Consider the following 24,759-nt stretch of genomic DNA (forward strand, 5'->3'; position numbering starts at 1 on the left):
CGTCGGTGTGATGGGTCCTCCGTGCCGCCGCCCGTCAACTCCGGGGCAGGCGGCAGTAGTGGTAAGTGTGGCTGGTGGCGAACCCCAGCCGGTCGTACAGCGCGGTGGCGCCGCTGTTGGCGGTCTCCACCTGGAGGTAGGCGCCGGTGGCGCCCTCCTCGGCGGCGCGGGCCGCCAGCGCGGCCATCACCTGGGAGCCGAGGCCCCGGCGGCGCTGCTCGGGCACCACCTCGACGGCGGAGAACCCGGCCCAGGCGCCGTCCACCACGCACCGCCCGATGGCGGCGGGGCCGGACCCGTCCGCCGACGGCACGGTGGCGAACCAGACCGACGGGCCGCCGTGCAGCACCGCCCGCGCGGCCTGCTCCAGCGCCGGGTCGCCGCCGAACCGGTGGTAGCGCGCCATCCAGTCGGCCGAGGCGGTGTGGGCCAGCCGGACCGGGCCGCCGGCGTCGGCGAGCCGGGCGAGCGGCGCCAGCGGCGCGCTGCGGACCTCGGTGCGGGACAGCTCGATGGCGAAGCGGTCCAGTTCCTCGCGCAGTACGGCGTCGGAACCGGGCACGGTGACCTCCACCAGGGCGGGCAGCCCACGGGCGCCGTACCAGTCCCGGACGGCGTCCAGGGCGGCCGGCAGCGGCAGCCCGGGGTCGCCGAGCGCCTGCACCGAGTTGGCCCGCCTGGTGAAGCCGTCGGCGGCGCGCAGGGTCCACTCGCCGAGCGCGGCGGTCTCCATGGCGGGCCAGCCGCGTGCGGCGATGCGCTGGAGTTCGGCGGGACCGGCCTCGGGGGCGGGGCCGCGCCGGGCGGGCGCGGGGGGCACGGGCTTGCCCGCGACCAGCAGGTCTTCGGCGATCTCGACCGCTTCGCCGTCGCGACGGACGACGGTGAGCACCCCGCCGTCCCACGATGTGAGCACACCGACCGCATCGCCGAATACCGGACGGCGCTCGACGATCTCCAGAATCCGCCGCACCGAGACGCGTCGTCCCACGTCAGAGGGGGTTATCCGGACCTCTGCGAGCCCCTGCTGCGGACCGTTGTCCGCCATCCCGGCCACCTCCCGTGCATCCACTGTCATAGACCCGCGATACTAGGGGCGGGCATCGACGACGACGCGCTCCCCCGCGCGAGAGCCAGCCCCTACGAGGAGGAACGACAGCGTGACCTACGTCATCGCGCAGCCTTGTGTCGACGTCAAGGACAAGGCTTGCATCGAGGAATGCCCGGTCGACTGCATCTACGAGGGCCAGCGGTCCCTCTACATCCACCCGGACGAGTGTGTCGACTGTGGTGCCTGTGAGCCGGTCTGCCCGGTCGAGGCGATCTTCTACGAGGACGACACTCCGGAGGAGTGGAAGGACTACTACAAGGCGAATGTCGAGTTCTTCGACGACCTCGGCTCTCCCGGCGGCGCCTCCAAGCTCGGGCTGATCGAGCGCGACCACCCCTTTGTCGCCGCCCTGCCGCCGCAGGCCTGACGATCGGTGGCACCGAGGCTGTGAGCACCAACGACAGCACGCACGCGCCGCTCCCGACCGGTTCGGGGGCGGCGCGACGCGTCTCCCAGCTCCTCCCTGTCTTCCCGTGGGACCGGCTGGAGCCCTACAAGGCGACCGCCGCCGCGCACCCGGACGGGATCGTCGACCTCTCGGTCGGCACGCCGGTGGACCCGGTGCCGGAGCTGATCCGGAAGGCGCTGGCCGCCGCCTCCGACGCACCCGGCTACCCCACCGTCTGGGGCACCCCGGAGCTGCGCGGGGCCATCGCGGACTGGCTGCGCCGCCGGCTGGGCGCCACCGGCGCCGACCCCTCGGGCGTGCTGCCCACGGTGGGGTCCAAGGAACTGGTGGCCTGGCTGCCGACCCAGCTGGGCCTGGGGCCCGGCGACCGGGTGGCCTTCCCGCGCCTGGCGTACCCGACCTATGAGGTGGGCGCCCGGCTGGCACGGGCCGAGCCGGTGGCGTACGACGACCCCATGGAGCTGGACCCGGCCGGGCTGCGGCTGCTCTGGCTCAACTCGCCGTCCAACCCCACCGGCCGGGTGCTGACCCCGGAGGAGCTGCGCCGCACGGTGGCCTGGGCCCGGGAGCACGGGGTGCTGCTGGTGAGCGACGAGTGCTACCTGGAGCTGGGCTGGGACGCCGACCCGGTGTCGGTGCTGCACCCGGAGGTCTGCGGGGACAGCCATGACGGCCTGCTGGCCGTGCACTCGCTCTCCAAGCGCTCCAACCTGGCCGGGTACCGCGCCTCCTTTGTCGCGGGCGACCGCGCGCTGGTGCAGGAGCTGCTCCAGGTGCGCAAGCACAGCGGCATGATCGTGCCCGCCCCGGTGCAGGCGGCGACCGTCGCCGCGCTCTCCGACGACGCGCATGTGGCGGAGCAGCGGGAGCGCTACGCCCGCCGCCGCACGGCGCTGCGGGAGGCGCTGGAGGCGTACGGCTTCCGGATCGAGCACTCCGAGGCCAGCCTCTACCTCTGGGCGACCCGGGACGAGCCGTGCTGGGAGACGGTGGCGGAGCTGGCCGGGCTGGGCGTCCTGGTGGCGCCCGGGGACTTCTACGGCGAGGCCGGGGAGCGGTTCGTCCGGGTGGCGTTCACGGCCACCGACGAGCGGGTGGACGCGGCGGTGCGGCGGCTGGGCAGCTGAGGGACCGCGCGGTACGGAACGGCAAGCGGCGGGGCCGGGAGTGATCCACTCCCGGCCCCGCCGCAGCTGTACCCGCCCGTGCCGTTCGCCGGTGCGGAGGTCAGAGCGGCAGGCCCTGGAGGGGGGAGCCGCCGCCGTGGAGGCCCTGGGTGCCCTGGGTGGCGGCGCCGCCGATGGAGCCGATCAGCGAGGTCAGCGAGTCCAGGCCGCCGAGGCCGCCGGTGGAGGAGCCGAGGTCGGGCAGCCCGCCGAGGCGGTGGCTTGCGCCGCCGGCGGCGTGGTCCAGCCCGCCGAGGGGCAGGCCGCCGGTGAGCTGCCCGGTGGGCAGGCCGCCGCCGGTGAGCGCGCTGAGCGGGCTGCCTGCGGTGACCGGGGCGACGGCGCGCTGGGTGGCGTCGGAGGCCATCCCGCCGGTGGTGCTCGCGGTGGCGCCGGCCTGCTCGGCGGCGGACCCGGCGAACCGGTTGACCTCCGGGATCGCGGCAGCGGCGGTGGTGCCCAGGGTGTCGGCGGCGGTCGGGACGCCTGCGGCCACGGCGCTGCTGCCGGCGCCGCCGGCCTGCTTGCCGGTCTGGTGGGCGACGTCCCGCACCTGGCCGGCGAGGCTGTCGCTGTCGAGCTGGGTCAGCCCACCCAGGTCGGCCGTACGGGGCAGCTCCGCGGCGGACGCGGTACCGGCCGTCGCGACCACGGGGGCCGCTCCGGCCGCGACGAGCAGCGCGGCCTGGGCGATCCGACGCGTGAGGGGGAGAGACATGGTGCTCCTAACGGAGATGAGGACAAGACCCGTCCGCCGGGCGGACGTGGTGATTACCGCTCCAGGAGCAGGAAGGTTGCGGGCGTCTTTGGCAAAGACTCGGTAAACGTACTATCAGCCTTCTTGTGACATTGCGGACATTGTGCTTCACCGCCTTCGCCCAGGCGGAACGTCACTCCCCGTCCGCCGCAAGGCCACCCGGGGCTCCGGCGGGTGTGGCGCCCGGACCGGTCCGGGTCCCTCTCCGGAGTGGCGGCACGTCAAGCCGGGCCCGGATTCTTCACCCCTGGGTGCGTCGCACGGCTGCCGCACCGCCCGGCGCCGGGGTCAGCCGCCCGCCGTCACCAGCACCCCGCCGGCGGCCGGTGCAGCCGTCCCCCGGTACGGCTGCCAGCCGCCGGTGGAGCTCCCGGTGCGCCACTCCTGGCCGTCGTACACCACCGAGGTGATGCCCAGCTCCGCCGCCCGCGCCACCGCCCAGTGCGCCACCACCCAGCCGTCGCGCCCGGCAGTTCCCGAGGAGGCCCCCGCCGCGGCCTTCCCGGCCGGGACGAGCTCCAGGGCACGGCCGTCGCCGGACGGGACGGTCCGCACCGCGACGGTCCGGGCGAAGTCCCGCTTCACCTGCGCCGAGACCCGCCGGGCCCCCTCCGTCAGACCGTCCTTGCCGGTCTGCGGCGAGGCGGCGGCGACCGGGGCGGCGCTTGTCACCGTGCACCCCATGGACGCCGCCTCGCGGCCGCTGAGCGCCCCGGCGATCACCGTGGCATCGGTCTCATGCTTGGCGTACGCCTGCGGGAAGCCGCTCTTCTGCACCGCCTGCGCCGCCTCGGTGAGCGGCAGCCGCGAGTAGCCGGGGACCTTGACCAGTCCGTCGAAGAACTTGTTGGTGGTGTACACCGGGTCGGCGATCTGCTTGGCGGTGCCCCAGCCCTGTGAGGGCCGCTGCTGGAAGAGGCCCACCGAGTCGCGGTCGCCGCCCTCCAGGTTCTTCAGGTGCGACTCCTGGAGCGCGGTGGCCAGCGCGATGGTGACCGCCCGCTCCGGCAGCCTGCGGGAGTGGGCCACCGCCGTGATCACGGCGGCGTTGGACGCCTCCTCCGGCTCCAGCACCATCTCCCCCGCCGCCGTGGCGAAGTGGCACTGCTCGGGCGTCGGCAGCACATGCCGGCGGTTGACGAAGAGCAGCCCGCCCGCGAGCACGGCCAGCGCCAGCACCGCCGGCAGAATCCAGCGCCTCCTGCGGGCGCGTCCCGGGGATGTCACCATCGCCTTCAACCGCCGTCCCTCCCGTGCCTGAGGGCACCCAAGGTACCCGCAGGTACCGGCAGCGGAACACGAGGTACACCGCGTCGGCGGAGGCCGGGGCCAGGGTGAGGGTCCAGCTAGGGTGAGGGTCCATGAGCAACCCGCAGCCTCTCCCCGCCTCGCTGGACCTCGCCCTGGACGGCGGCGCACTGACCGCGCAGCTCGTGGACTTCCCCTCGGTCAGCGGCGACGAGGCACGGCTCGCCGACGCCGTGGAGGCCGCGCTGCGGACCCTGCCGCACCTCACCGTGGACCGGTACGGCAACAACGTGGTCGCCCGCACCGACCTGGGCCGCACCGAGCGGGTGGTGCTCGCCGGGCATCTGGACACCGTGCCGATCGCCGACAACCTCCCCTCCCGGGTGGAGGGCGACCTGCTGTACGGCTGCGGCACCTCCGACATGAAGGCGGGCGTGGCCGTGCAGCTGCGGATCGCCGCCACCGTCCCGGAGCCCAACCGCGACCTCACCTTCGTCTTCTACGACTGCGAGGAGGTGGAGGCGGTCCGCAACGGCCTCGGCATCCTCGCCCGGGAGCGCCCCGACTGGCTGCACGGGGACTTCGCGGTACTGCTGGAGCCCAGCAGCGCGGCCGTGGAGGGCGGCTGCCAGGGCACCATGCGGGCGGTGGTCCGGATCCACGGGCAGCGTGCGCACTCCGCCCGCAGCTGGCTGGGCGAGAACGCCATCCACGGCGCCGCCGACCTGCTCGGCCGGCTCTCCGCGTACCAGCCGCGCCAGGTGGTGATCGACGGCCTGGAGTACCGCGAGGGCCTCAACGCGGTGCTGATCGAGGGCGGGGTGGCCGGCAATGTCATCCCCGACCTGTGCACCGTCACGGTGAACTTCCGGTTTGCGCCCGACCGCAGCGAGGCGGAGGCGGCGGCGCATGTGCGGGAGGTCCTGCACGGCTACGAGGTGGAGATCACCGACTCGGCACCGGGCGCCCTGCCCGGCCTCGCCCACCCGGCGGCCAAGGCGTTCCTGGCGGCGACCGGGAGCGAGCCCCGGGCCAAGTACGGCTGGACCGATGTCGCCCGCTTCTCCGGGCTGGGCGTCCCGGCGGTCAACTACGGGCCCGGCGACCCCAACCTGGCCCACAAGCGCGAGGAGCACTGCTCGCTGGCGGCGATCGCCGAGTGCGAACGGCGCATCCACGCCTGGCTCACGGCCTGACCTGCCCCCGCCGGGCGCCGCGTCCTACTACCCTTCCTGCATGAGTGGAACCGGTGGACAGGAGGTCCGCCCTGGTCAGGGGCGGAGCAATGGACAGGGCCCGGCGCAGGCGAGCGGCCCGCCGGAGCGCCAGCAGGGGCCGATGCTGCTGCGGCGCGGCCGGGTGGCGGCCGAGACGACGGACCAGCGGCTGCTGGACACCACCGGCCCCACGGACTGGCTGCACACCGACCCATGGCGGGTGCTGCGGATCACCTCGGAGTTTGTCGAGGGCTTCGGCGGCCTCGCCGAGCTGCCGCCCGCGGTGAGCGTCTTCGGCTCCGCCCGGACCGCGCGGGACTCCGCCGAGTACCAGGTCGGGATCAAGATCGGGCGGACGCTGGCCGAGGCGGGCTATGCGGTGATCACCGGCGGCGGCCCCGGCGCGATGGAGGCGGCCAACCGGGGCGCCGTCGAGGCGGGCGGCGTGTCGGTGGGGCTCGGCATCGAGCTGCCCTTCGAGCAGGGGCTCAACGAGTATGTCGACCTGGGGCTGAACTTCCGGTACTTCTTCGTCCGCAAGACGATGTTCGTGAAGTACGCGCGGGGCTTTGTGGTGCTGCCGGGCGGCTTCGGCACCCTGGACGAGCTCTTCGAGGCGCTCACGCTGGTGCAGACCCGCAAGGTGACCCGCTTCCCCGTGGTGCTCTTCGGCACCGAGTACTGGGGCGGGCTGGTCGACTGGCTGCGCACCACCCTGATCGCCCAGGGCAAGGCGTCGCCGAGCGATCTGGACCTCTTCCATGTCACCGACGACGTGGCCGACATGATGGCGGTCCTGGAGGACGCGCGGCAGCGCAACGGCGACCAGGAGAGCGCCGAGCGGGCGGCGTACGCGGCCTTCGAGCGGGACGTCGAAGAGGTCTAGCTCCGGCCGGACTCAGGCGAGCCCCCGGCGGGCCACCGCCGGGGGACGGGTGCCGAGGATCGACGCGACCATGTCCAGCACCTGCCGGGTCTCCGCCACCTGGTGCACCCGGTAGATCCGGGCGCCCAGCCAGGCGGAGACGGCGGTGGTGGCCAGCGTGCCCAGCAGCCGCTCGTCCACCGGCCGGTCGAGGGTCTCGCCGACGAAGTCCTTGTTGGAGAGCGAGACCAGCACCGGCCAGCCGGTGGCGGTCATCTCCGGCAGCCGGCGGGTGGCCTCCAGCGAGTGGCGGGTGTTCTTGCCGAAGTCGTGCCCCGGGTCGATGACCACCGCGTCGCGGCGCACCCCGAGCGCCACCGCGCGCTCGGCCAGGCCCGTGGTCACCCGCAGGATGTCGGCCATCACATCCGGGTACCCCACCCGGTGCGGGCGGGTGCGCGGCTCGGCGCCGCCCGCGTGGGTGCAGACGATCCCCACGCCGTACCGGGCGGCCACCTCGGCCAGCAGCGGGTCGACCCCGCCCCAGGCGTCATTGAGCAGGTCGGCGCCGACCTCGCAGACCGCCTCGCCGACCTCGTGCCGCCAGGTGTCCACGCTGATCACCGCCTCCGGGTGGCGCTTGCGCAGCTCGGCCACGAAGGGCACGGTGCGCCGCAGCTCCTCCTCGACCGTGACCTCCTCGCCGGGACCGGCCTTCACCCCACCGATGTCCAGGATCGCCGCCCCCTCGGCCACCGCCCGGTCGGCGGCGGCGAACGCCGCCTCGTCCGCGAAGGTGGCCCCCCGGTCGAAGAAGGAGTCGGGCGTCCGGTTGACGATCGCCATGATGACGAGGTCGTCGTCGCCGAACTCGCGCCGTCCCAGCCTCAGTGCCACGCGTCCTCCCGATCCGTGCTCACCCGCCCGGTTCTCACCCGGGTGGTCCATCATGGTCGTCGCCGGTGCGCGATGATGGCCCAGGGGCTCTTGCCAGAGGTCATGATCCCCCACGCGGCGGCGCAGGGGTGACGGGAGGAGCGGATCGTGTTCTGGTTGATCGTGGTCGGTATGGCCGTGGTGGTGGCGGTGGCCGCACTGGTGGCGCTGGGCGCCGGCGGGGCGATGCCGGACGCCGCCCCCGACCGGCTGGCCCCCCGGCTGCCGCAGGAACGGCCGCTGAACCGGTCCGACATCGACGAGCTGCGGCTGCCGATGGCGCTGCGCGGCTACCGGATGGACGAGGTGGACGACGTCCTGGACCGGCTCGGCGCCGAGCTGGCCCTGCGGGACGCCCGGATCGCCGAGCTGGAGGCGGCGGCGGCCGGCAGCCGGGCCGGGCACACCCTGACCCTGGACAAGGACCGCCCCGGGGACCACCTGCACGAGGGCCACCCGCACGAGGACCACCAGCACCGGGACCACCAGCACCAGGACCACCCGCACGAGGACCACCCCTACGGCACCCCGCAGGACGCCTCCGCGCTGCCCACCCCCGGCGAGGAGGGCCGGGGATGACCGGCGCCGTGGCCGGTGCCGACGGGCTGCTGCGCTGCACCTGGGGCAACTCCGCCGAGGACTACCGGATCTACCACGACACCGAGTGGGGCCGCCCGGTCCGGGGTGACGACGCGCTCTTCGAACGGGTCTGCCTGGAGGCATTCCAGTCGGGGCTCTCCTGGATCACCATCCTGCGCCGCCGGGAGAACTTCCGAGCCGCCTTCGACGGCTTTGTGATCGAGAAGGTCGCCGCCTTCACCGATGCCGACCGCGAGCGGCTGCTCCAGGACGCGGGCATCATCCGCAACCGCGCCAAGATCGACGCCGCAGTGGCCAACGCCCGCGCCGCCCTGGAGCTGCCGGCCGGCCTGGACGCGCTGATCTGGTCGTACGCCGGGGACCCGGCCCGCCCGGCGCCGCGTACCCCGGCCGATGTGCCCGCCACCACGGCGGAGTCCGCGGCGCTCGCCAAGGAGCTCAAGCGCCGCGGCTTCCGCTTTGTGGGGCCCACCACCGCCTATGCGCTGATGCAGGCCTGCGGGCTGGTCGACGACCACCTGGCCGACTGCTTCGCCCGGGGCGGCGGCACCGCCGCCGCGTAGCGGGCAGGCTGGCGGCGGGCTACTTCCCCAGGTAGTGGGGCCGCTTCTTGTCCAGGAAAGCCTGCACCGCGATGGCGTGGTCCTCGGCGGAGCCGGCCAGGGTCTGCAACTCGTCCTCCTTGTCCAGCGTCTCGCTCAGCGAGTGCGACCAGCCGAAGGCGATCGACTCCTTGATCGCGCCCAGCGCCACCGTGGGACCCTCCGCCAGCCGCCGGGCGAAGGCCCGGGCGGTCGCGGCCAGCTCGCCCGCCGGGACCACCTGGGTCGCCAGGCCCAGCTCCAGCGCCTCCGCCGCCGCCACGGTGCGGGGCAGCATCAGCAGCTCGGTCGCCCTGGCGTGGCCGACCAGCCGGGGGAGCGTCCAGGAGGCGCCGGAGTCCGCCGTCAGCGCCACCCCGGCGAAGGAGGTGTTGAAGCCCGCGGTGTCCGCCACGATCCGGAAGTCGCAGGCGAAGGCGAGCGAGGCACCCGCCCCCGCCGCCACGCCGTTGACCGCCGCCACGGTCGGCTTGCGCATCCCGGCCAGCGCCCTGACCAGCGGGTTGTAGTGCTCCGCGACGGTGGCCAGCGCCGGGCCGCCGCCCTCCCGGGCCTCCGCCAGCTTCCCGATGTGCTCCTTGAGGTCCTGCCCGACGCAGAAGGCCCGGTCCCCGGCGCCGGTGAGCAGCACCGCCCGTACCGCCGGGTCCTCGGCGACTGCGGCGACCGTGTCACGCAGGGCCACCTTGGCCGCCGTGTCCAGTGCGTTCATGGCGGCGGGACGGTCGAGGGTGAGGACGGCGAGCCCGCCGTCGAGTTCGTACTGCACCGGGCTGTCGGCCATGGGGTGTCCTGTCCTGTGAGGGTGGGGTCCCGGTCAGCATGCCGGAGCCGGAGCAGGTCTCGGCAGTGTGACGTGCGGCACCTTTGCGCGTTGCCGGGGAGAGACCGCCGCGCAAGGCCCTGTCCAAGGGGTGGACACCCATAAAGGGAGGCGGGGGTACCGCTTTTCGAAGCCCGCGCGTCGGGCGGCGGTCCCCGGCCGGGTGTCGGAATGCGGAGGTTTGGGACCGGTGGCTGCGGATGTGCGCAGAGTGATGTTGGTCATTGGGCCTTCCGATGCGGGATAATGGGCTCCGATCAATGCGTTCGATACCGGCGGTGGACGGACCGGTGGTACGTCGATGAGCAGGTTGCAGGAAGGGGAACGAGCATGGCGGCCATGAAGCCGCGGACGGGCGACGGCCCGCTCGAGGTGACCAAGGAGGGGCGGGGCATCGTCATGCGAGTTCCGCTTGAGGGCGGCGGTCGGCTCGTCGTGGAGCTCACGCCCGACGAGGCCGACGCGCTGGGCGAGGCCCTGAAGAGGGCCTGCGGCTGAGCCGGTCGGTGAGTCTCTCCCTCCACGGAGCGTGAAGGCCCTGCCAGGACATCGTCCCGGCAGGGCTTTCGCCGTCTCCGGGGCGCCGTCTCCGGGGCGCCGTCTCCGGAAGCGAGTGGTGCCGAGCGGTGTCAGCGCTTGACCGCGCAGAGCAGTCCGTCGCTCACCGGCAGCAGCGCCGGCAGCACCATGTCGCTCTCCCGGACGATGCGGACCAGTTCCCGCATCGCATGGGTCTGCGGGTCGCGCAGCCCCGGATCGGCCAGCCGGCCCTCCTGGAAGACGCCCTCGAAGCAGACCATGCCGCCGGGCCGCAGCAGCCGCAACGATTCTGCGAGGTACTCCCGGGACTCGGCCGCCTCGCCGTCGCAGAAGACCAGGTCGTACTGCCGGTCAGCGAGCCTCGGCAGCACCTCCAGCGCCCGGCCGGCGATCAGCCGTGACCGGTTGGCGGCGAAGCCGGCCTCCGCGTACGCCTCCCTGGCCAGCTGCTGCCGGTCCGGCTCCGGGTCCACCGTGGTCAGGACCCCGTCCGGGCGCATTCCGCGCAGCAGGTAGATGCCCGACACCCCGACCCCGGTGCCGATCTCTGCCACCGCCTTGGCGCCGAGCGCCGCCGCGAGCAGCCGCAGGCAGGCGCCGCCGCCCGGGCCGATCGCCCCTACCCCGGCGTGTGCGGCCCGCGTACGGGCGCGCACCAAGGCGTCGTCCTCCCCGACATAGGTGTCGGAGAGGGCCGCAGCCGCGAGCCCGAAGCCGGTGATGGCTGCCTCCGTCGGGGACCTGGCCGAAGTGGATGTCGATATTTCCAGCCACAGGTTACTGGCCGTCCCGGGAACCGCGTCCGACGGCGGCGCGTTGGAGCAGTACGAGGGCGGCGGACGCCCTCCCCGGCGGGCGCATGGGAACGGCCGGGTGGCAAAGAGCGCGAGACAGGCTTTATCCGGAACTGACGGGCGAGGCGGATATGGTGGTGGCCCTGCTGGGCAGAAGAGCCGACCGAGGAGGTGTGGCTGAGGGCGACGCCCCTGTGCGGCGGCACTTCCGCGGCATTGCGTCGGCCCGTACGCCGGAGCCCGTGATGAACCAGCCTGCGCAGTCCCCCGCCGACGAGTCGTCCGCCAACCCGCAGACGGCGAAGGCCACCACGGCGTCCTTCGCCGAGGGCGCCGACGCGCAGAGCTGGACGCCGCCCACCTGGGAGGAGATCGTCCAGGCGCACAGCGCCCGGGTGTACCGCCTCGCCTACCGGCTGACCGGCAACCAGCACGACGCCGAGGACCTCACCCAGGAGGTCTTCGTCCGCGTCTTCCGGTCGCTCTCCACGTACACGCCCGGCACCTTCGAGGGCTGGCTGCACCGCATCACCACCAATCTCTTCCTCGACATGGTGCGCCGCCGCCAGCGGATCCGCTTCGACGCCCTGGGCGACGACGCCGCCGAGCGGCTGCCCAGCCGGGAGCCCAGCCCCGCGCAGCACTTCCACGACAACCACTTCGACGCGGACGTCCAGCAGGCGCTGGACACCCTCGCGCCGGAGTTCAGGGCCGCGGTGGTGCTCTGCGACATCGAGGGGCTCTCGTACGAGGAGATCGCCGCGACGCTGGGAGTGAAGCTCGGCACCGTCCGCAGCCGCATCCACCGTGGCCGCTCCCACCTGCGCTCCGCGCTGAAGCACCGCGCGCCGGGCGCCGCCCCGGGCCGTGCCCGGCGTGGCGGGTCCGGCCCTGCGGAGCCGGCCGCCGCCGTCGCGGGCCCCACCTCGTCCGGTGAACCGGGACGGAGGCGATCGTGAGCGCCGAGCGCTATGCCGGATCGGGGCGACGGAGCAAGGTCCAGCAGGTCAGGACGGACATCGGGGAGATCCCGGAGGAGCAGCAGACCGGTGCGCTGGTCGCGCTCAGCAATGTGGGCGGGTCCGGCGGACCCGACCAGCCCGCCGAGGAGCACCACCTCGGGGACCGGCTGACCGGCTTTGTTGACGGTGAGCTCGACCATGACCTGCGGGACCGGGTCCAGGCCCACCTGGCGACCTGTCCCGACTGCCTCGCCCAGGCGGAGGAGGAGCGCCGGGTCAAGCAACTGCTGGCCGAGGCCGTCACCCCGGAGCCGTCCGCCCTGCTGATGAGCCGACTGCTGGCCGTGGGCACCGACTGGCCGGACGGCGGCGACAGCGCTATCGGCGGCAGCCGGCTCGACGGCGGGTCGTTCGGCCGGGGCACCGGCGGAGGGTCCTTCGGCGGCGGCGCGGCCTTCGGTACCGGGGGGCTGGCCTCCGCCTCGCCGCCCCCCTTCGGGCAGCCGTCGCCGATGACGGCGCAGCGCGGCACCAACCTCCGGGCGATGGCCCGGCTGCGCGGCGTGGTGGCGCCCCCGGACGGACGGCCTGCGGGTACGGCGGCCGAGCGGGCGGTGCGGCCCTCGGCGCCCCGTGGCCGGCGGTTCGCCTTTGCGGCGGCGGGGGCCTTCTCGGTGGCGGCCGTGGCGCTCACCGGCTTCGGCGGGCTGGGCGGCGTGGACGCCACCACGGACGAGCCGTACGGCAGCAGGGTCAGCCCGATCGCGGACACCGGCGCCGGTGCGGACGAGGTCTCCCCGCTCAATGTGCCGCTGCGGGCGCCGGTCCAGGCCGGTTACCCGGTCTCGGTCCCCGTCCCGTTCATCACCTCGGCCCTTCCCGCCGCCCCGTCCCCGGCCGCCGCCGGACACCTGCCGCACGACCGGTAGGCGTTCGGGGGGCCGTTTGTGGTGGCTGCCGCTGGGCTTCTGTTGCACGACTGGTGGGTGTTCCGGGCCCTGGCCGTGGGGGTGGTCGCCGCTTGTGGTGGTTGCCGCCGGGCTTCTGCCGCACGACTGGTGGGTGTTCCCGGGCTGGGGTCTGTGCGGGGCCTTGGCCCTGGGGGGTGGTTGCCGCCGGGCTTCTGCCGCACGACTGGTAGGCGTTCCCGGGCTGGGGTCTGTGCGGGGCTTTGGCCGTGGAGGGTGGCCGCCGCCGGGCTTCTGTTGCAGGGCCAGTAGGCGTCCCAGGCTGGGGTCTGCGGGGGCCTCGGTCGTGTGGGGCGGCGGTTGCCGTGGCCGGACGGACCGGCGTGGTCCCCGCAGGGGTGCCGGGGCTGGTTGAATCTGCGTGGGCGGTCGCTGTGGCCGCGGTGCCTACAGGGGAGCGGCTGCACGTTATGAGCTCGACGGAGGACAGGGCGGAGCCGGTGAGCGGCGGCGCACCGGAGTGGTGGAGCCATCCGGACCGCCCCGCTGCCGCACCCGCTGCCGCGCCCGCCGACGCCGCCCCCCAGCCGGTGGAGCAGCCCTTCCCGGAGCCGCCCGCCGCACCGCCGGTCCGCCCGGCCGACCCGTGGGACCCGTGGGGGCCGCCGTCCCCGGGCGGGTCCGGGCCCGGGTACGGGCTGGAAGGCTGGGCCGCGCCGCCGCCACCGGCCGCCCACCGCCGTACCGGTCGGCTGGTGGCCGCAGCGGTGCTGCTCGCCCTGGCCGCCGGTACCGTCGGCGGGGGCGTGGGCGCGTACCTCCAGGACCGCACCACGGGCGGCCACATCACGCTGCCCCAGATCACCGACGCCGCCGTGGACCGGGCCCCGGACAGCGTGGCGGGCATCGCCCGGGCGACGCTCCCGGGCGTGGTGTACATCCATGTCAAGGGGCCCAAGGCGGAGGGCACCGGGACCGGCTTCGTACTGGACACCAGGGGCCACATCCTCACCAACAACCACGTGGTCGCCGCAGCCGCCTCCTCGGGCACCATCACGGTGACGTTCAACAGCGGCCAGACCCGCAAGGCCACCGTGGTCGGCCGGGACAGCGGGTACGACCTGGCCGTGATCCGGGTGACCGGGGTCTCCGGGCTCCGGCCGCTCACCCTCGGCGACTCCGACGCCGTGCAGGTGGGCGATCCGGTGGTGGCGATCGGTGCCCCGTTCGGCCTGGAGGGCACCGTCACCTCGGGCATCATCAGCGCCACCCACCGCCCCATCACCGCCGGCGGGGACGCGGGCAGCGACGGGGTCTCCTATGTGGACGCCCTGCAGACCGATGCGCCGATAAACCCCGGCAACTCCGGCGGTCCGCTGATGGACGCCCGGGGCCGGGTGATCGGCATCAACTCGGCGATCCGCTCCGCGACGGGCTCCTCCGGCGACCCCTTCGAGTCCGACCGGCAGGCGGGCTCCATCGGCCTGGGCTTCGCCATCCCGGTGAACGAGGCCCGCCGGGTCGCCGAGCAGTTGGTCAACGAGGGCAAGGCGGTCCATCCGGTGATCGGCGTCACCCTGGACATGCGGTACAGCGGCGACGGAGCCAGGGTGCTGGACAAGGCCGGTACCTCGGGCAGCGAACCGGTCACCCCGGGCGGGCCCGGGGACCGGGCGGGGATCCGGCCCGGCGATGTGATCTCCTCGGCGGACGGCCGTCCGGTGCACGACGGCGACCAACTGGTGGTCGTCATCCGCAGCCACCGCCCTGGCGACACCGTCGAACTGGTCCTGAAGCGCGGCACCGCCCGCCACACCGTGCGGGTGGTCCTGGGCAGTGCTCCCGGCAGCTGACCGAGCGGAACGCCCGTGTTTGCCCCCGCTTAACCCGCCCGGTACCCCGCGTATCGGCGACCGGCCATTACTCTGGAGGACGGTCGCCGCCGCGCCACTACGCAGTCCAGCAGCAGGGAGCCCCGGGTGTTCAATGACATAGGTCTTCCGGAGATGCTGGTGCTCATCGTCATCGCGGTGATCATCTTCGGGCCGGACAAGCTGCCGAAGGTGATCCAGGACACCATGGCCTTCATCCGCAAGGTGCGCTCCTTCGCCGACAACGCCAAGGCGGACATCCGCAAGGAGCTCGGCCCGGAGTTCCAGGACTTCGAGTTCGAGGACCTCAACCCCAAGACCTTTGTCCGAAAGAACCTGCTGGGCGACGACCTTGGCCTGAAGGAGATCCGCAACGGCTTCGACCTGGACAGCCTCGGCCTGGACGACGACCCGGCGCCGTCCCCGCAGCGCACGGCGGGCGGCACCGTCGACATGACCAAGGGCGGCGGCGGAGAGCTGAAGGCCGGCGAGCGGCCGCCGTACGACCCGGACGCCACCTGAGGCGTCTAAACCTCGCCACTCCCGAAACACCGGCGTGCACTACGACACGCCGGGCGGTGGCGCTCTGCTCGCTATCCTATTTTCTGCCCTGATGCATCGTCTGCTCACGGGGCCCGGCGCACCCCGCGTCGGAGCGGTGATCAGCGGTAGAAGGAGGCCCGGGATGGACACGACGAGTCGTGCGGCGGGAGCGGCGGTCGCGCTCGACGGATACCTGGCGGCGGACTTCCCCTGGTACGGCCTGGACGAGGGCTGGACGGGCCACCGCTGGCTGATGCAGGTGGGCGCCGGCACCGAGGGCACCGTCGACTACGGTTCGATCGGCCACGGCGACGAGCCTGCGGCCCGCCAGTACGAGGGCCAGGACACCCGCCGCTTCGCCGCCGTGGTGACGGTGGCCCGCCGCCCGGTGCGGCGCAGCACCGACGGCACCGGCGTCATGGAGGCCACCTCGGCCTGCTCGGCCGCCTGGCTGGCCGGTTCCGGGCTGCTCTCCGCCACCTGGCCCGGCCAGCTGGACCGCTCCCTGCGGCAGGACTGGCTGGACCAGCAGACCGCCATCGCCTGGGACCTCGCCGACGCCCTGGACGGCCCCAACTGGTCCTCGCTCAGCCTGCCCGTCAACGGGCTGCCGCAGCCCTTCCGCTACCGTGAGTCCGAGTACGGCTGGGTGCTGGCCGGAGAGGCCCCCGGGGTGCTGCTGGGTGCCTATGGGCGCGGCATCAGCGCCTATGGGCTGGGCTTCGCCGCCGTCGGCGACATCGCCCGGTACGCGGAGCCCCGCCCGGCCGGTGCCACGGCGCTCGGGGCCTCCTGACAACGCGTGTCCCCGTAGGTCCTGACGTCATGCCAGGCGTCGCTGTTGTTCCGGATCCAGAGACGAGGACAAGGCCTCATGCCCTCTGCGGAGGAGTTGCTCAGCCATGCGGCCGTGGTCGGCCTGGCCGACTGCCTCGGGGCGGTCGGCCGACAGTCCATGGCCGCCGCCGTCCGTGGATGCGTACCGGCGCTCGGAGACCTCGCCCTGCGGGAGCGCTGCGACCTGGTGCGTGAGGCGCTGCTGTCCACGGAGCCGGAGGGCTGCGAGGCGCTGGAGGCGACCATACGCGCGGCACTTCCCGATCCGCGCTTCACCGGCTGGATGATCTGGCCGGTCACCGAGGCGGTTGCCGAAAGGGCATCACGGGAGCCCGAGGGAGATGCCTTCGAGCGTGCCCTTCAGCTGCTGGCGGACCTCACCCCGCGCCTCACGTCGGAGTTCGCCGTCAGACGGCTCCTCAACGCCGATCTCGATCGGGCGATGGCCGTGGTGAAGCGATGGACCGCGCATCCGGACGAGCATGTACGGCGCCTCGCCAGCGAGGGCACCCGGCCACGCCTGCCCTGGGCCGTGCGAGTGCCGGCGATCCTCGCCGACCCCGACGTCACACTCCCCGTGCTGGACGCCCTCTACCGGGACCCGTCGGAGTATGTGCGCCGATCGGTGGCCAACCATCTCAATGACATCAGCCACGCACGTCCGGATCTCGCCGTCGCCACCGCCGGCCGATGGGCCGGGGCTCCCGACGGGCAGACCTCCCGGCTGATCCGGCACGCCCTGCGCACGGTGGTCAAGCGAGGCGACAGGGAGGCGCTGGCGCTGCTGGGCTTCAAGCCCACCGTCGGTCTGAAGGTCGAAGGGCCGACGGTGGAGAGCAGCCTCGTCCAGGTGGGAGAGGACCTCCGCTTCAGGTTCACCGTCGAGAACCAGGGCGATGAGCAGCTCAGGCTTGCCATCGACTATGTCGTCCACTACCGCAAGGCCAGCGGTGCCACGTCGCCGAAGGTCTTCAAACTCGCCGTCAGGACGCTGGGGCCGGGGGAGCGGAGCGCGCTCGCCGGGGTCCGCTCCTTCGCGCCGATCTCCACCCGGGTGGTGCACCCCGGTATGCACGCCCTGGAGCTCCAGATCAACGGCGAGTCCTATGGCAGGACGGACTTCGAGGTCGCAGCCGCCGCCCGGACCGGCTGACGGAAGAGCCGGGCGCGGCAGCCACCGCGCCCGGCCCCCCTTCCCTGCTCAGAACTTGTTGCGCGGCGTCAGCCCCAGAGACAGTCCGGCCAGACCGCGCTCACGGCGGCCCAGCTTGGCCGCCACGGCACGCAGCGCCGCGCCGGCCGGGGAGTCGGGGTCGGAGAGGACGACCGGCTTGCCCTCGTCGCCGCCCTCGCGCAGCCGTACGTCGATCGGGATGGAGCCCAGTACGGGCACCTCGGCGCCGGTCGCCCGGGTGAGCGCATCGGCGACGGTCCGGCCGCCGCCGGTGCCGAAGACGTCCACCATCTCGTCGCAGTGCGGGCAGGGCATGCCGGACATGTTCTCGATCACGCCGACGATCTTCTGGTGGGTCTGGAGCGCGATGGTTCCGGCCCGCTCCGCGACCTCGGCGGCGGCCTGCTGCGGGGTGGTGACGATCAGGATCTCCGCGTTGGGGACCAGCTGCGCCACCGAGATGGCGATGTCGCCGGTGCCGGGCGGCAGGTCCAGCAGCAGTACGTCCAGGTCGCCCCAGTAGACATCGGCCAGGAACTGCTGGAGCGCACGGTGCAGCATCGGCCCGCGCCACACCACCGGGGCGTTGCCCGGGGTGAACATGCCGATGGAGATCACCTTCACGTCATGCGCCGACGGCGGCATGATCATGTTCTCGACCTGGGTCGGCCGACCGTCCACGCCCAGCATCCGGGGCACGCTGTGGCCGTAGATGTCGGCGTCCACCACCGCGACCTTGAGGCCGTCGGCGGCCAGCGCCGCAGCCACATTGACCGTCACCGACGACTTGCCGACGCCGCCCTTTCCGGACGCTACCGCGTACACCCGGGTCAGCGAACCCGGCTTGGCGAACGGGATCTCCCGCTCGGCGGTGCCGCCGCGCAGCATGGTGGAGAGCTCGCGCCGCTGCTCGTCGCTCATCACATCCAGCTCGACCTCGACCGCCGTGACGCCGGGGACCCGCCCCACCGCCTCGGTCACCCGGCTGGTGATGGTGTCGCGCATCGGGCAGCCGGAGACGGTGAGCCAGACGGCGACGCGCACCGCGCCGCCCTCGCCGATCTCCACCGATTTCACCATGCCCAGATCGGTGATGGGACGGTGGATCTCCGGGTCCTGCACAGTCGCCAGCGCACCGCGTACGGACTGCTCAAGTGGCGTCGCGTCGCCGGCCGCGCCCTGCGTCTCAATGGCCATGCACCGATGGTACGGCGCCGGGCCGCACCCCTGACCAGCCGGTAGCGTGCGGCGGGTCACACGGCGGGTCACACGGCGGGTCACACGGCGGGCTCAGCGCTGGTCCGGCACGTCCTCCACCCGCCCGGCGGGCCCCCGGCGGTGCTCCTCCAGCTCCTTGAGCAGCACCTGCAACTCCGAGCGGATGAAGTCCCGGGTGGCCACCTCGCCCAGGCCCTGCCGCAGCGCCGCCACCTCCCGGGTCAGGAACTCGGTGTCGGCGATATTGCGCTCGCTGCGCGCCCGGTCCTGCTCCATGTTCACCCGGTCGCGGTCGTCCTGCCGGTTCTGCGCCAGCAGGATCAGCGGCGCGGCGTACGACGCCTGGAGCGAGAGCGCCAGGGTGAGGAAGATGAAGGGGTAGTTGTCGAACCGCAGGGACCCCGGCGCCAGGGTGTTCCAGCCGATCCAGACGATCACCACCACCGTCATCCAGACGATGAACCGGCCGGTCCCCAGGAACCGGGCGATCTGCTCGGACAGCCGCCCGAACGCCTCCGGGTCGTACGCCGGCAGCCGCACCCAGACCCGTCGGCCGCTGCGCGGCTGGTCCAGCCGGATGCGCCGCCGCTCCTCCCGCTCGCCGACCCGGGCGGCGGCGCCCTGGCCGGCGTACGACAGCCCTTCGCGGATCCGCAGCTCCCGCAGCTCGCGGAGTTCGCGCAGCTCCCGCTGGAGCCGGGAGCGGCCCTCGTCGCGGGGGTCCCGGTCCCGGCGGCCCCGGCCGCCGCGCTCACCGTCCACCGCCGGACACCCCCTCGGCCGGCAGGTCGCCGAGGTGCACGGTGGACTCCCGCCAGTCCTCCGGCAGCAGGTGGTCCAGGACGTCGTCCACCGTGACCGCGCCCAGCAGGTGGTCGGCGTCGTCCACCACCGGCGCGGCCACCAGGTTGTAGGTGGCCAGATAGCTGGTGATCACCGCGAGCGGGGTGTCGGGCGGCAGCGGGTCCAGGTCCCGGTCCACGATCGCCCCGATCAGGGTGTACGGGGGCTCCCGCAGCAGCCGCTGGAAGTGCACGATGCCCAGATAGGTACCGGTCGGCGTCTCATTGGGCGGTCGGCACACATACACCTGCGCCGCCAGCGCGGACTTCTGCTCGGCCATCCGCACCCGGGCCAGCGCGTCGGCCACGGTGGCGTCCGGCTCCAGCACGATCGGCTCGGTCGTCATCAGGCCGCCGGCGGAGTCCTCCTGGTAGCTCAGCAGCCGGCGGACCGGTTCCGCCTCGTCCGGCTCCATCAGCCGCAGCAGCCGCTCGGCGTCGTCGCCCGGCAGCTCGGAGAGCAGGTCGGCGGCGTCGTCCGGGTCCATCGCCTCCAGGATGTCGGCGGCCCGCTCGTCCTTCAGCTTGCCGATGATCTCCACCTGGTCGTCCTCGGGCAGCTCCTCCAGGACATCCGCCAGCCGCTCGTCGTCCAGCGCCGCCGCCACCTCGGCACGGCGCTTCGCCGACAGATGGTGCAGCACATTGGCCAGGTCGGCGGGGCGCAGCTGCTCGAAGGTGGCCAGCAGATTGGCCGCGCCCTGCCCCTCCTCGCTGAGCGAGAAACCGGTGACCGCCGACCAGTCCACGGTCAGCGTCTCGCCCCGGCGGCGCAGCCGGCCGGCCTTGGCGCGCTGGACGAAGACCTTGCCGACCTCCCACTCGCGCAGCCGGATCTGCTCCATCGCCACATCCAGCACGGTGACCTGCTCGCCGGTCTCGGCGAGGGTGACCCGGCGGTCCAGCATCTCGCCCAGCACCAGGGTCTCGCTGGCCCGCTGCTCGAAGCGGCGCATATTGATCACGCCGGTGGTCAGCACCTGGCCGGACTCCAGGCTGGTCACCCTGGTCATCGGCAGGAAGATCCGGCGGCGGGTCACCACCTCGGCGACCAGCCCCAGCACCCGGGGCGGCCGACCGCCCACCCGCAGTGACACCACGACATCGCGGACCCGGCCCACCTGGTCGCCGTTGGGATCGAAGACCGCGGCCCCGGACAGGTGCGAGATGAAGACCCGGTTGGCTGCTGCTGCCATGGCCTCCTTGATCTCCTCCCTGCCACCCCGGCACCCGCCTGCCCCCTGGCCCGTCCGCCGATGCAGCCAGGCTACCCGCGCGCCCCGGCGCGGGCCCGTCGGAGGGCGGGCCCGTGGTGCTCCCGCACCCGGGGTGCGCAGGTCCGGTGAAGGGGCGTCCGCAGGCCGCCGGGAGCGGAATGCGCATTGCCGTATCCCGCGTGTGCTGCGGTAGCTTGCTGCCGTTCCACCAGCCCCTACCCTCCGGCGGGCCGGTCTTCGGGCCCGCTGCCGTCCCCCTGCGCGGGAGGAACACACAACCATGCTGATGCGCAGCACCGCCCTCGGGACCGCCTGCGCGACGGCGGCCCTGGCACTCGCCGCCGGATGCAGCCAGCCGCCGCCGGACCCGGACGCGGACACCAACGGCGTCGGCCGCCAGGCCCCGGCCGCCATCGCGGCCAAGGCTCGGCAGGCCGCGCTGGGCGCCTCCTCGGTGCACCTCTCCGGCAGCGTCGTCAGCTCGGGTGCCCGCTACCGCCTCGACATGCGGCTCAAGGCGGACGGGGGCACCGGGAAGGTGGTCAGCGGCCAGCGCACCTTCGAGCTGCTGCGGGTCGGGTCCAAGCTCTATGTGAAGGGCGACGCCGCGTTCTACGCCGAGGCGTCGTCGGCGTCGGCGTCCGCCGCCTCCGTGTCGACCACGCTGGAGGGCAAGTATGTGCGGGTGCACTCCACGGACCCCTCGTACAAGGAGCTGTCGGTCTTCACGGACAAGGCGGCGCTGCTCGGCAGCGTCACCGACCTGGGCGGCCCGGCCGACAAGGGCGACTACCGGAAGGTCGGCGGACTGCGCACGGTGGCGGTCACCACGGAGGGCGGCAGCACCTTGCGGGTCTCCCTGGAGGGCACGCCCTACCCGGTCCGCGTGGAGCGGCCCGGCGGCGCGGGCACCTTGGACCTCACGGACTACGGCAAGGCGTTCACGGTGAAAGCTCCGCCTGCCGAGGAGGTGCTGGACTACGGTGCGGGGGCGCGCAGCGGCGAGGGGTGAGGGGGGCTTCCCGCCCGGGGCCGGGGCGGGGTGGGGTGGGGGTGGGCGTGGGTGGATGCTCCGCCTGCCGAGGAGGTGCTGGATTACGGTGCGGGGGCGCGCAGCGGCTAGGGGTGAGGGGGGGCTTCCCGCCCGGGGCCGGGGCCGGGTCAGGGCTTGCGGCGGCGGAGGAGGAGGCGGGGGAGGGCTGCCGGGACGGGGTGGCGGGTGGTGGCCGGGGACGGCATCGGCGTCGCGGCCTGGGAGGCGTCGGGCATGGCGCCGGGCCGCTCCGCCGTCGGGCCGGTCGGCTCCAGCCGCAGCACCCGGCACTCCCGGGCCCACCGCTCGGTGACGGTCTCGGTGTCCGGCGCATTGAGCCGCTTGCCCTTGAGCTCCTCGACCGCCGCCTGCCAGGCCGCACTGCCCGGGACCAGCTCCACCACCCGGGCCGACCAGCCCACCAGCCGCCCGCCCTTGTCCTTGCTGCGTACCGTCACCACCGCGTCCTGCCCGCCGACCAGCCCGTGCAGCGGCTGCTCGGCGCCGTCGCCGACCACCACCACCGCCCCGTCCTGCCAGGCGTGCCAGAGCGGACGGGGCTGCCCCTGCCCGCCCGGGGCCACCCAGAGCAGTCCGGACTTCTTCGCGGACTCCTCCACCAGGGCGGAGTCGAAGAACTCCTCGGCCGACGGGGCGGGTGCGGCTGTCACACGGTCCATGAGGCACAGCGTACGGGGCCGGGGAGGCCCGGTCAGACCTGGGCGCCGTTGGAGTGCCGGGCCGCTCCGACGGCGCCCGGGGAGCGCTTTGCGGCCGGGGGCGGCGGCGTGGGGCGGTGGCTCTCCAGTTCCACGGCGAGCGGTGCCGCGGTGAACATCGAGGACCAGGTACCCACGACGATGCCGATGAGCAGGGCGATGGCGAAGTCGGTGAGCGAGTCCCCGCCGAGCACGGCGAGCGCGGTGAGGATGAAGACCGCGCCGAGGCCGGTGTTCACGGTGCGCGGCACGGTCTGGAGCACCGCGTCATTGGCGATCTGCTGGAACGGGGTCTTGCGGGCCCGCGCCCACAGCTCCCGTACCCGGTCGAAGACGACCACCGAGTCATTGACGGAGTAGCCGATCACGGTGAGCAGCGCCGCCAGGAAGACCCCGTCGATGGGCTTGCCGAGCCAGGCGAAGACACCGACCAGGACCACCACGTCATGGGCCATGGCCGTCACCGAGGCCGCCGCGAAGGTCCAGCGGAAGCGGATCGCCAGATAGCCGAGCTGGGCGGCGAGCGCCACCCCGAGGGCGATCAGCGCACCCCGGCGCAGTTCGGCGCCGAGGCTCGGGCCGATGAACTCGTCGCGGAGCTTGGTGGTGCTGCCGCCGACCTTCTCCAGCGCCTGCTCGATCTTGGTCCGGTCGGCCTCGGAGAGCTGCCCGGTGCGGATGGAGATGGCGTCGGAGCCGGCGGTGCCGACGGTGGCGCGCGGGAATCCGGCGTCCGAGACGGCCTGGCGGGCGGTCTCCGCGTCGATGGTGCGGCTGGTGGTGTACTCGACCAGCCGCCCGCCGGTGAACTCGACGTCCAGGTTCAGCCCGCGTACCGCGATGCCGCTGCCGGCCAGCACGGTGACGGCGGCGGCGATGGCCAGCCAGCGGCGGGGGTGGCGCAGCAGGTTCGGGCCCATCCGGGTGAGCCGGGTGCGGATGCTGCCGAGTCCGGCGATGCCGGTGAGGCCGGGCCGCCGCCGTACCCAGCCCAGGGCGAGCGCGACATCGGTGAGCGCCCGGGTGACGACCAGCGCGGAGACCATGGAGGCGAGCACGCCGATGCCGAGGGTGACACCGAAGCCGCGCACCGGTCCGGAGGCGAAGAAGAAGAGCAGTCCGGCGGCGAGCAGGGTGGTGATGTTGGAGTCGGCGATGGCGCTCCAGGCGTTGCGGAAGCCTGCGGTGAGGGCCGCCGCCAGCCCGCGCCGCCTGCTCGCGGCGTACTCCTCCCGGGCCCGTTCGAAGACCAGGACGTTGGCGTCCACCGCCATGCCGATCGCCAGCACGAACCCGGCCAGGCCGGGCAGCGTGAGGGTGGCGCCCAGGGCCAGCAGGGCGGCGTAGGAGATCAGCCCGTAGGAGGCCAGGGCGACGGCGGCCAGGGCGCCGAAGAGCCGGTAGACGCAGATCAGGAAGATCGCGGTGCAGGCCACGCCGATCACGGCGGCCTCGGTGGAGGCGGCGATGGCGGCGGCGCCCAGGGTGGGGCCGACGGTGCGCTGCTCGACGACGTCCACCGGGACGGGGAGCGCACCGCCCTGGATCAGCAGGGCCAGTTCGCGGGCTTCCTCGGGGGAGAAGGAGCCGGTGATCTGGGTGGAGCTGCCGGTGATGCCGACGTTGCAGGAGACGCTGGGGTCCACCTGCGGCGAGGAGATCACCTTGTCGTCCAGCACGATCGCCACCCGGCGCCGGGGGTCGCCCGGGGCCTGGCAGGCGGCGTCGCCGGTCAGCTTGGACCAGGCCTTGCCGCCGTCGCCCCGGAAGTCGACGGTGACGTACCAGCCGAGGCCCTGCTGGGAGTCCAGCTGGGCCTCGGCGCCTTTGACGCCGCTGCCGGTCAGCCCGGCGGCGCCCAGCTGGAGCGCGGTACCGGACTCGTCCTCCATCACCAGCGTGCCGGGGGTGGCGGTGGCGCCCGGTTCGGTGGCGCCGAGCACCGGGTGGAAGGCGAGCTGGGCGGTGCGGCCGAGGATGTCGGCGGCCTGCTTCGGGTCCTGCACGCTGGGCAGTTCCACGATGATGCGGCGGTCGCCGGACTGGGTGAGGGTGGGTTCGGCGACGCCGAGTGCGTCGATGCGCTTGCGCAGCACCTCCATGGCCCGTTCGGTGGTGTCCCGGTCGGCCTTGGCGGTGGCCGTGTCACGGGCCTCCAGCACGATCTGGGTGCCGCCGCGCAGGTCCAGGCCGAGTCGGGGCGACTTGGTGACGGTCAGGAACGCGGACCCCAGCAGCACGGCGAGGGCCAGCACTGCCCGTACGGCGGTGGCGCGAGTCATGGGGGAGGGCCTCCAACGGGGGGCCGCGGCCCGGCGGGGCCGACGGCGGGCCCGCCGTTGCGGGCTTCGGTCAGGGGGTGGCTGG

At 73.6% G+C, this 24,759-nt stretch carries 25 protein-coding genes; 14 read left to right on the top strand and 11 right to left on the bottom strand.

Annotated elements, in window-relative coordinates; translation table 11 throughout:
* Positions 1–34: 34 nt before the first annotated feature.
* Positions 35–1,048, bottom strand: coding sequence for a GNAT family N-acetyltransferase (locus C7M71_RS19600; RefSeq protein ID WP_111493009.1), 1,014 nt, complete (start codon positions 1,046–1,048; stop codon positions 35–37).
* Between the two features lie 112 nt (positions 1,049–1,160).
* Between C7M71_RS19600 and fdxA the strand changes: the two genes are divergently transcribed.
* Positions 1,161–1,478: a ferredoxin gene (gene fdxA / locus C7M71_RS19605; protein WP_111493010.1), complete on the top strand. Its 318-nt coding sequence runs from the start codon at positions 1,161–1,163 to the stop codon at positions 1,476–1,478.
* A 20-nt stretch (positions 1,479–1,498) separates the two neighbouring features.
* Entirely contained in the window at positions 1,499–2,647 is a 1,149-nt protein-coding gene (gene dapC / locus C7M71_RS19610; protein ID WP_111493011.1) for a succinyldiaminopimelate transaminase, read from the top strand.
* A gap of 100 nt (positions 2,648–2,747) precedes the next feature.
* Here dapC and C7M71_RS19615 read toward each other — a convergent pair whose 3' ends face one another.
* Both C7M71_RS19615 and C7M71_RS19620 read right to left on the bottom strand, forming a co-directional pair.
* Positions 2,748–3,404 carry an ATP-binding protein gene (locus C7M71_RS19615; protein WP_322975179.1) on the bottom strand — a complete coding sequence of 219 codons (657 nt, stop codon included), beginning with the start codon at positions 3,402–3,404 and terminating at the stop codon, positions 2,748–2,750.
* A gap of 327 nt (positions 3,405–3,731) precedes the next feature.
* Positions 3,732–4,673: a hypothetical protein gene (locus tag C7M71_RS19620; RefSeq protein ID WP_111492912.1), complete on the bottom strand. Its 942-nt coding sequence runs from the start codon at positions 4,671–4,673 to the stop codon at positions 3,732–3,734.
* Positions 4,674–4,804: 131 nt separating this feature from the next.
* On the opposite strand from C7M71_RS19620, the gene dapE reads away from it, so the two are divergent.
* Both dapE and C7M71_RS19630 read left to right on the top strand, forming a co-directional pair.
* The gene (gene dapE, locus C7M71_RS19625; protein ID WP_111492902.1) at positions 4,805–5,887 is read left to right on the top strand and encodes a succinyl-diaminopimelate desuccinylase; all 1,083 of its coding nucleotides are present in this window, start codon (positions 4,805–4,807) and stop codon (positions 5,885–5,887) included.
* Positions 5,888–6,029: 142 nt separating this feature from the next.
* Complete coding sequence (locus C7M71_RS19630; RefSeq protein WP_229759165.1) at positions 6,030–6,794, top strand: LOG family protein; 765 nt, start codon at positions 6,030–6,032, stop codon at positions 6,792–6,794.
* A 12-nt stretch (positions 6,795–6,806) separates the two neighbouring features.
* Here C7M71_RS19630 and folP read toward each other — a convergent pair whose 3' ends face one another.
* Entirely contained in the window at positions 6,807–7,721 is a 915-nt protein-coding gene (folP, locus tag C7M71_RS19635) for a dihydropteroate synthase (RefSeq protein WP_111492904.1), read from the bottom strand.
* 96 nt (positions 7,722–7,817) lie between these two features.
* Between folP and C7M71_RS19640 the strand changes: the two genes are divergently transcribed.
* Together C7M71_RS19640 and C7M71_RS19645 are read left to right on the top strand one after the other, a co-directional pair.
* Positions 7,818–8,288 (top strand): DivIVA domain-containing protein, encoded by a 471-nt coding sequence (locus C7M71_RS19640; protein WP_111492905.1) that lies wholly within the window; start codon positions 7,818–7,820, stop codon positions 8,286–8,288.
* A complete protein-coding gene (locus C7M71_RS19645; RefSeq protein ID WP_111492906.1) occupies positions 8,285–8,872 on the top strand; it encodes a DNA-3-methyladenine glycosylase I in 588 nt (195 codons plus the stop codon). The genes C7M71_RS19640 and C7M71_RS19645 overlap by 4 nt, the downstream gene beginning before the upstream one ends.
* Before the next feature lie 19 nt (positions 8,873–8,891).
* Here C7M71_RS19645 and C7M71_RS19650 read toward each other — a convergent pair whose 3' ends face one another.
* Positions 8,892–9,695, bottom strand: a complete 804-nt coding sequence (locus C7M71_RS19650; protein WP_111492907.1) for an enoyl-CoA hydratase-related protein — start codon at positions 9,693–9,695, stop codon at positions 8,892–8,894.
* Between the two features lie 369 nt (positions 9,696–10,064).
* Between C7M71_RS19650 and C7M71_RS19655 the strand changes: the two genes are divergently transcribed.
* The gene (locus C7M71_RS19655; RefSeq protein ID WP_111492908.1) at positions 10,065–10,232 is read left to right on the top strand and encodes a DUF3117 domain-containing protein; all 168 of its coding nucleotides are present in this window, start codon (positions 10,065–10,067) and stop codon (positions 10,230–10,232) included.
* 131 nt (positions 10,233–10,363) lie between these two features.
* On the opposite strand, the gene C7M71_RS19660 is transcribed toward C7M71_RS19655, so the two are convergent.
* Positions 10,364–11,038: an O-methyltransferase gene (locus C7M71_RS19660; RefSeq protein WP_407675992.1), complete on the bottom strand. Its 675-nt coding sequence runs from the start codon at positions 11,036–11,038 to the stop codon at positions 10,364–10,366.
* A 275-nt stretch (positions 11,039–11,313) separates the two neighbouring features.
* On the opposite strand from C7M71_RS19660, the gene sigE reads away from it, so the two are divergent.
* From sigE to C7M71_RS19690, 6 genes are all read left to right on the top strand, one after another.
* The gene (gene sigE, locus C7M71_RS19665; protein ID WP_111492910.1) at positions 11,314–12,027 is read left to right on the top strand and encodes an RNA polymerase sigma factor SigE; all 714 of its coding nucleotides are present in this window, start codon (positions 11,314–11,316) and stop codon (positions 12,025–12,027) included.
* Positions 12,024–12,959 carry an anti-sigma factor family protein gene (locus C7M71_RS19670; RefSeq protein ID WP_114914446.1) on the top strand — a complete coding sequence of 312 codons (936 nt, stop codon included), beginning with the start codon at positions 12,024–12,026 and terminating at the stop codon, positions 12,957–12,959. The genes sigE and C7M71_RS19670 overlap by 4 nt, the downstream gene beginning before the upstream one ends.
* Positions 12,960–13,408: 449 nt before the next feature.
* Positions 13,409–14,791, top strand: coding sequence for a S1C family serine protease (locus tag C7M71_RS19675; protein WP_114914447.1), 1,383 nt, complete (start codon positions 13,409–13,411; stop codon positions 14,789–14,791).
* Positions 14,792–14,917: 126 nt separating this feature from the next.
* Positions 14,918–15,331: a sec-independent translocase gene (locus tag C7M71_RS19680; protein ID WP_111492730.1), complete on the top strand. Its 414-nt coding sequence runs from the start codon at positions 14,918–14,920 to the stop codon at positions 15,329–15,331.
* A gap of 163 nt (positions 15,332–15,494) precedes the next feature.
* A complete protein-coding gene (locus tag C7M71_RS19685; protein ID WP_111492731.1) occupies positions 15,495–16,148 on the top strand; it encodes a hypothetical protein in 654 nt (217 codons plus the stop codon).
* Positions 16,149–16,226: 78 nt separating this feature from the next.
* Entirely contained in the window at positions 16,227–17,342 is a 1,116-nt protein-coding gene (locus C7M71_RS19690) for a DNA alkylation repair protein (RefSeq protein ID WP_111492732.1), read from the top strand.
* Positions 17,343–17,390: 48 nt separating this feature from the next.
* Here C7M71_RS19690 and C7M71_RS19695 read toward each other — a convergent pair whose 3' ends face one another.
* The 3 genes from C7M71_RS19695 to C7M71_RS19705 all read right to left on the bottom strand — a co-directional run bounded on the left by C7M71_RS19695 (position 17,391) and on the right by C7M71_RS19705 (position 20,619).
* Positions 17,391–18,560: an Mrp/NBP35 family ATP-binding protein gene (locus C7M71_RS19695; protein ID WP_111492733.1), complete on the bottom strand. Its 1,170-nt coding sequence runs from the start codon at positions 18,558–18,560 to the stop codon at positions 17,391–17,393.
* A gap of 93 nt (positions 18,561–18,653) precedes the next feature.
* Positions 18,654–19,220, bottom strand: a complete 567-nt coding sequence (locus C7M71_RS19700) for a DUF1003 domain-containing protein (RefSeq protein ID WP_229759168.1) — start codon at positions 19,218–19,220, stop codon at positions 18,654–18,656.
* A 112-nt stretch (positions 19,221–19,332) separates the two neighbouring features.
* Positions 19,333–20,619 (bottom strand): magnesium transporter MgtE N-terminal domain-containing protein, encoded by a 1,287-nt coding sequence (locus tag C7M71_RS19705; RefSeq protein WP_111492735.1) that lies wholly within the window; start codon positions 20,617–20,619, stop codon positions 19,333–19,335.
* Between the two features lie 301 nt (positions 20,620–20,920).
* On the opposite strand from C7M71_RS19705, the gene C7M71_RS19710 reads away from it, so the two are divergent.
* The gene (locus C7M71_RS19710) at positions 20,921–21,652 is read left to right on the top strand and encodes a hypothetical protein (protein WP_111492736.1); all 732 of its coding nucleotides are present in this window, start codon (positions 20,921–20,923) and stop codon (positions 21,650–21,652) included.
* A 149-nt stretch (positions 21,653–21,801) separates the two neighbouring features.
* Here the strand turns inward: C7M71_RS19710 and C7M71_RS19715 are convergent, their stop codons facing one another.
* Together C7M71_RS19715 and secD are read right to left on the bottom strand one after the other, a co-directional pair.
* On the bottom strand, positions 21,802–22,353 hold the full coding sequence (locus C7M71_RS19715) for a hypothetical protein (RefSeq protein ID WP_111492737.1): 552 nt from the start codon (positions 22,351–22,353) through the stop codon (positions 21,802–21,804).
* 32 nt (positions 22,354–22,385) lie between these two features.
* The gene (secD, locus tag C7M71_RS19720) at positions 22,386–24,674 is read right to left on the bottom strand and encodes a protein translocase subunit SecD (protein WP_111492738.1); all 2,289 of its coding nucleotides are present in this window, start codon (positions 24,672–24,674) and stop codon (positions 22,386–22,388) included.
* Between the last annotated feature and the right edge of the window lie 85 nt (positions 24,675–24,759).

This window comes from Peterkaempfera bronchialis (assembly GCF_003258605.2).
Classification (GTDB): domain Bacteria; phylum Actinomycetota; class Actinomycetes; order Streptomycetales; family Streptomycetaceae; genus Peterkaempfera; species Peterkaempfera bronchialis.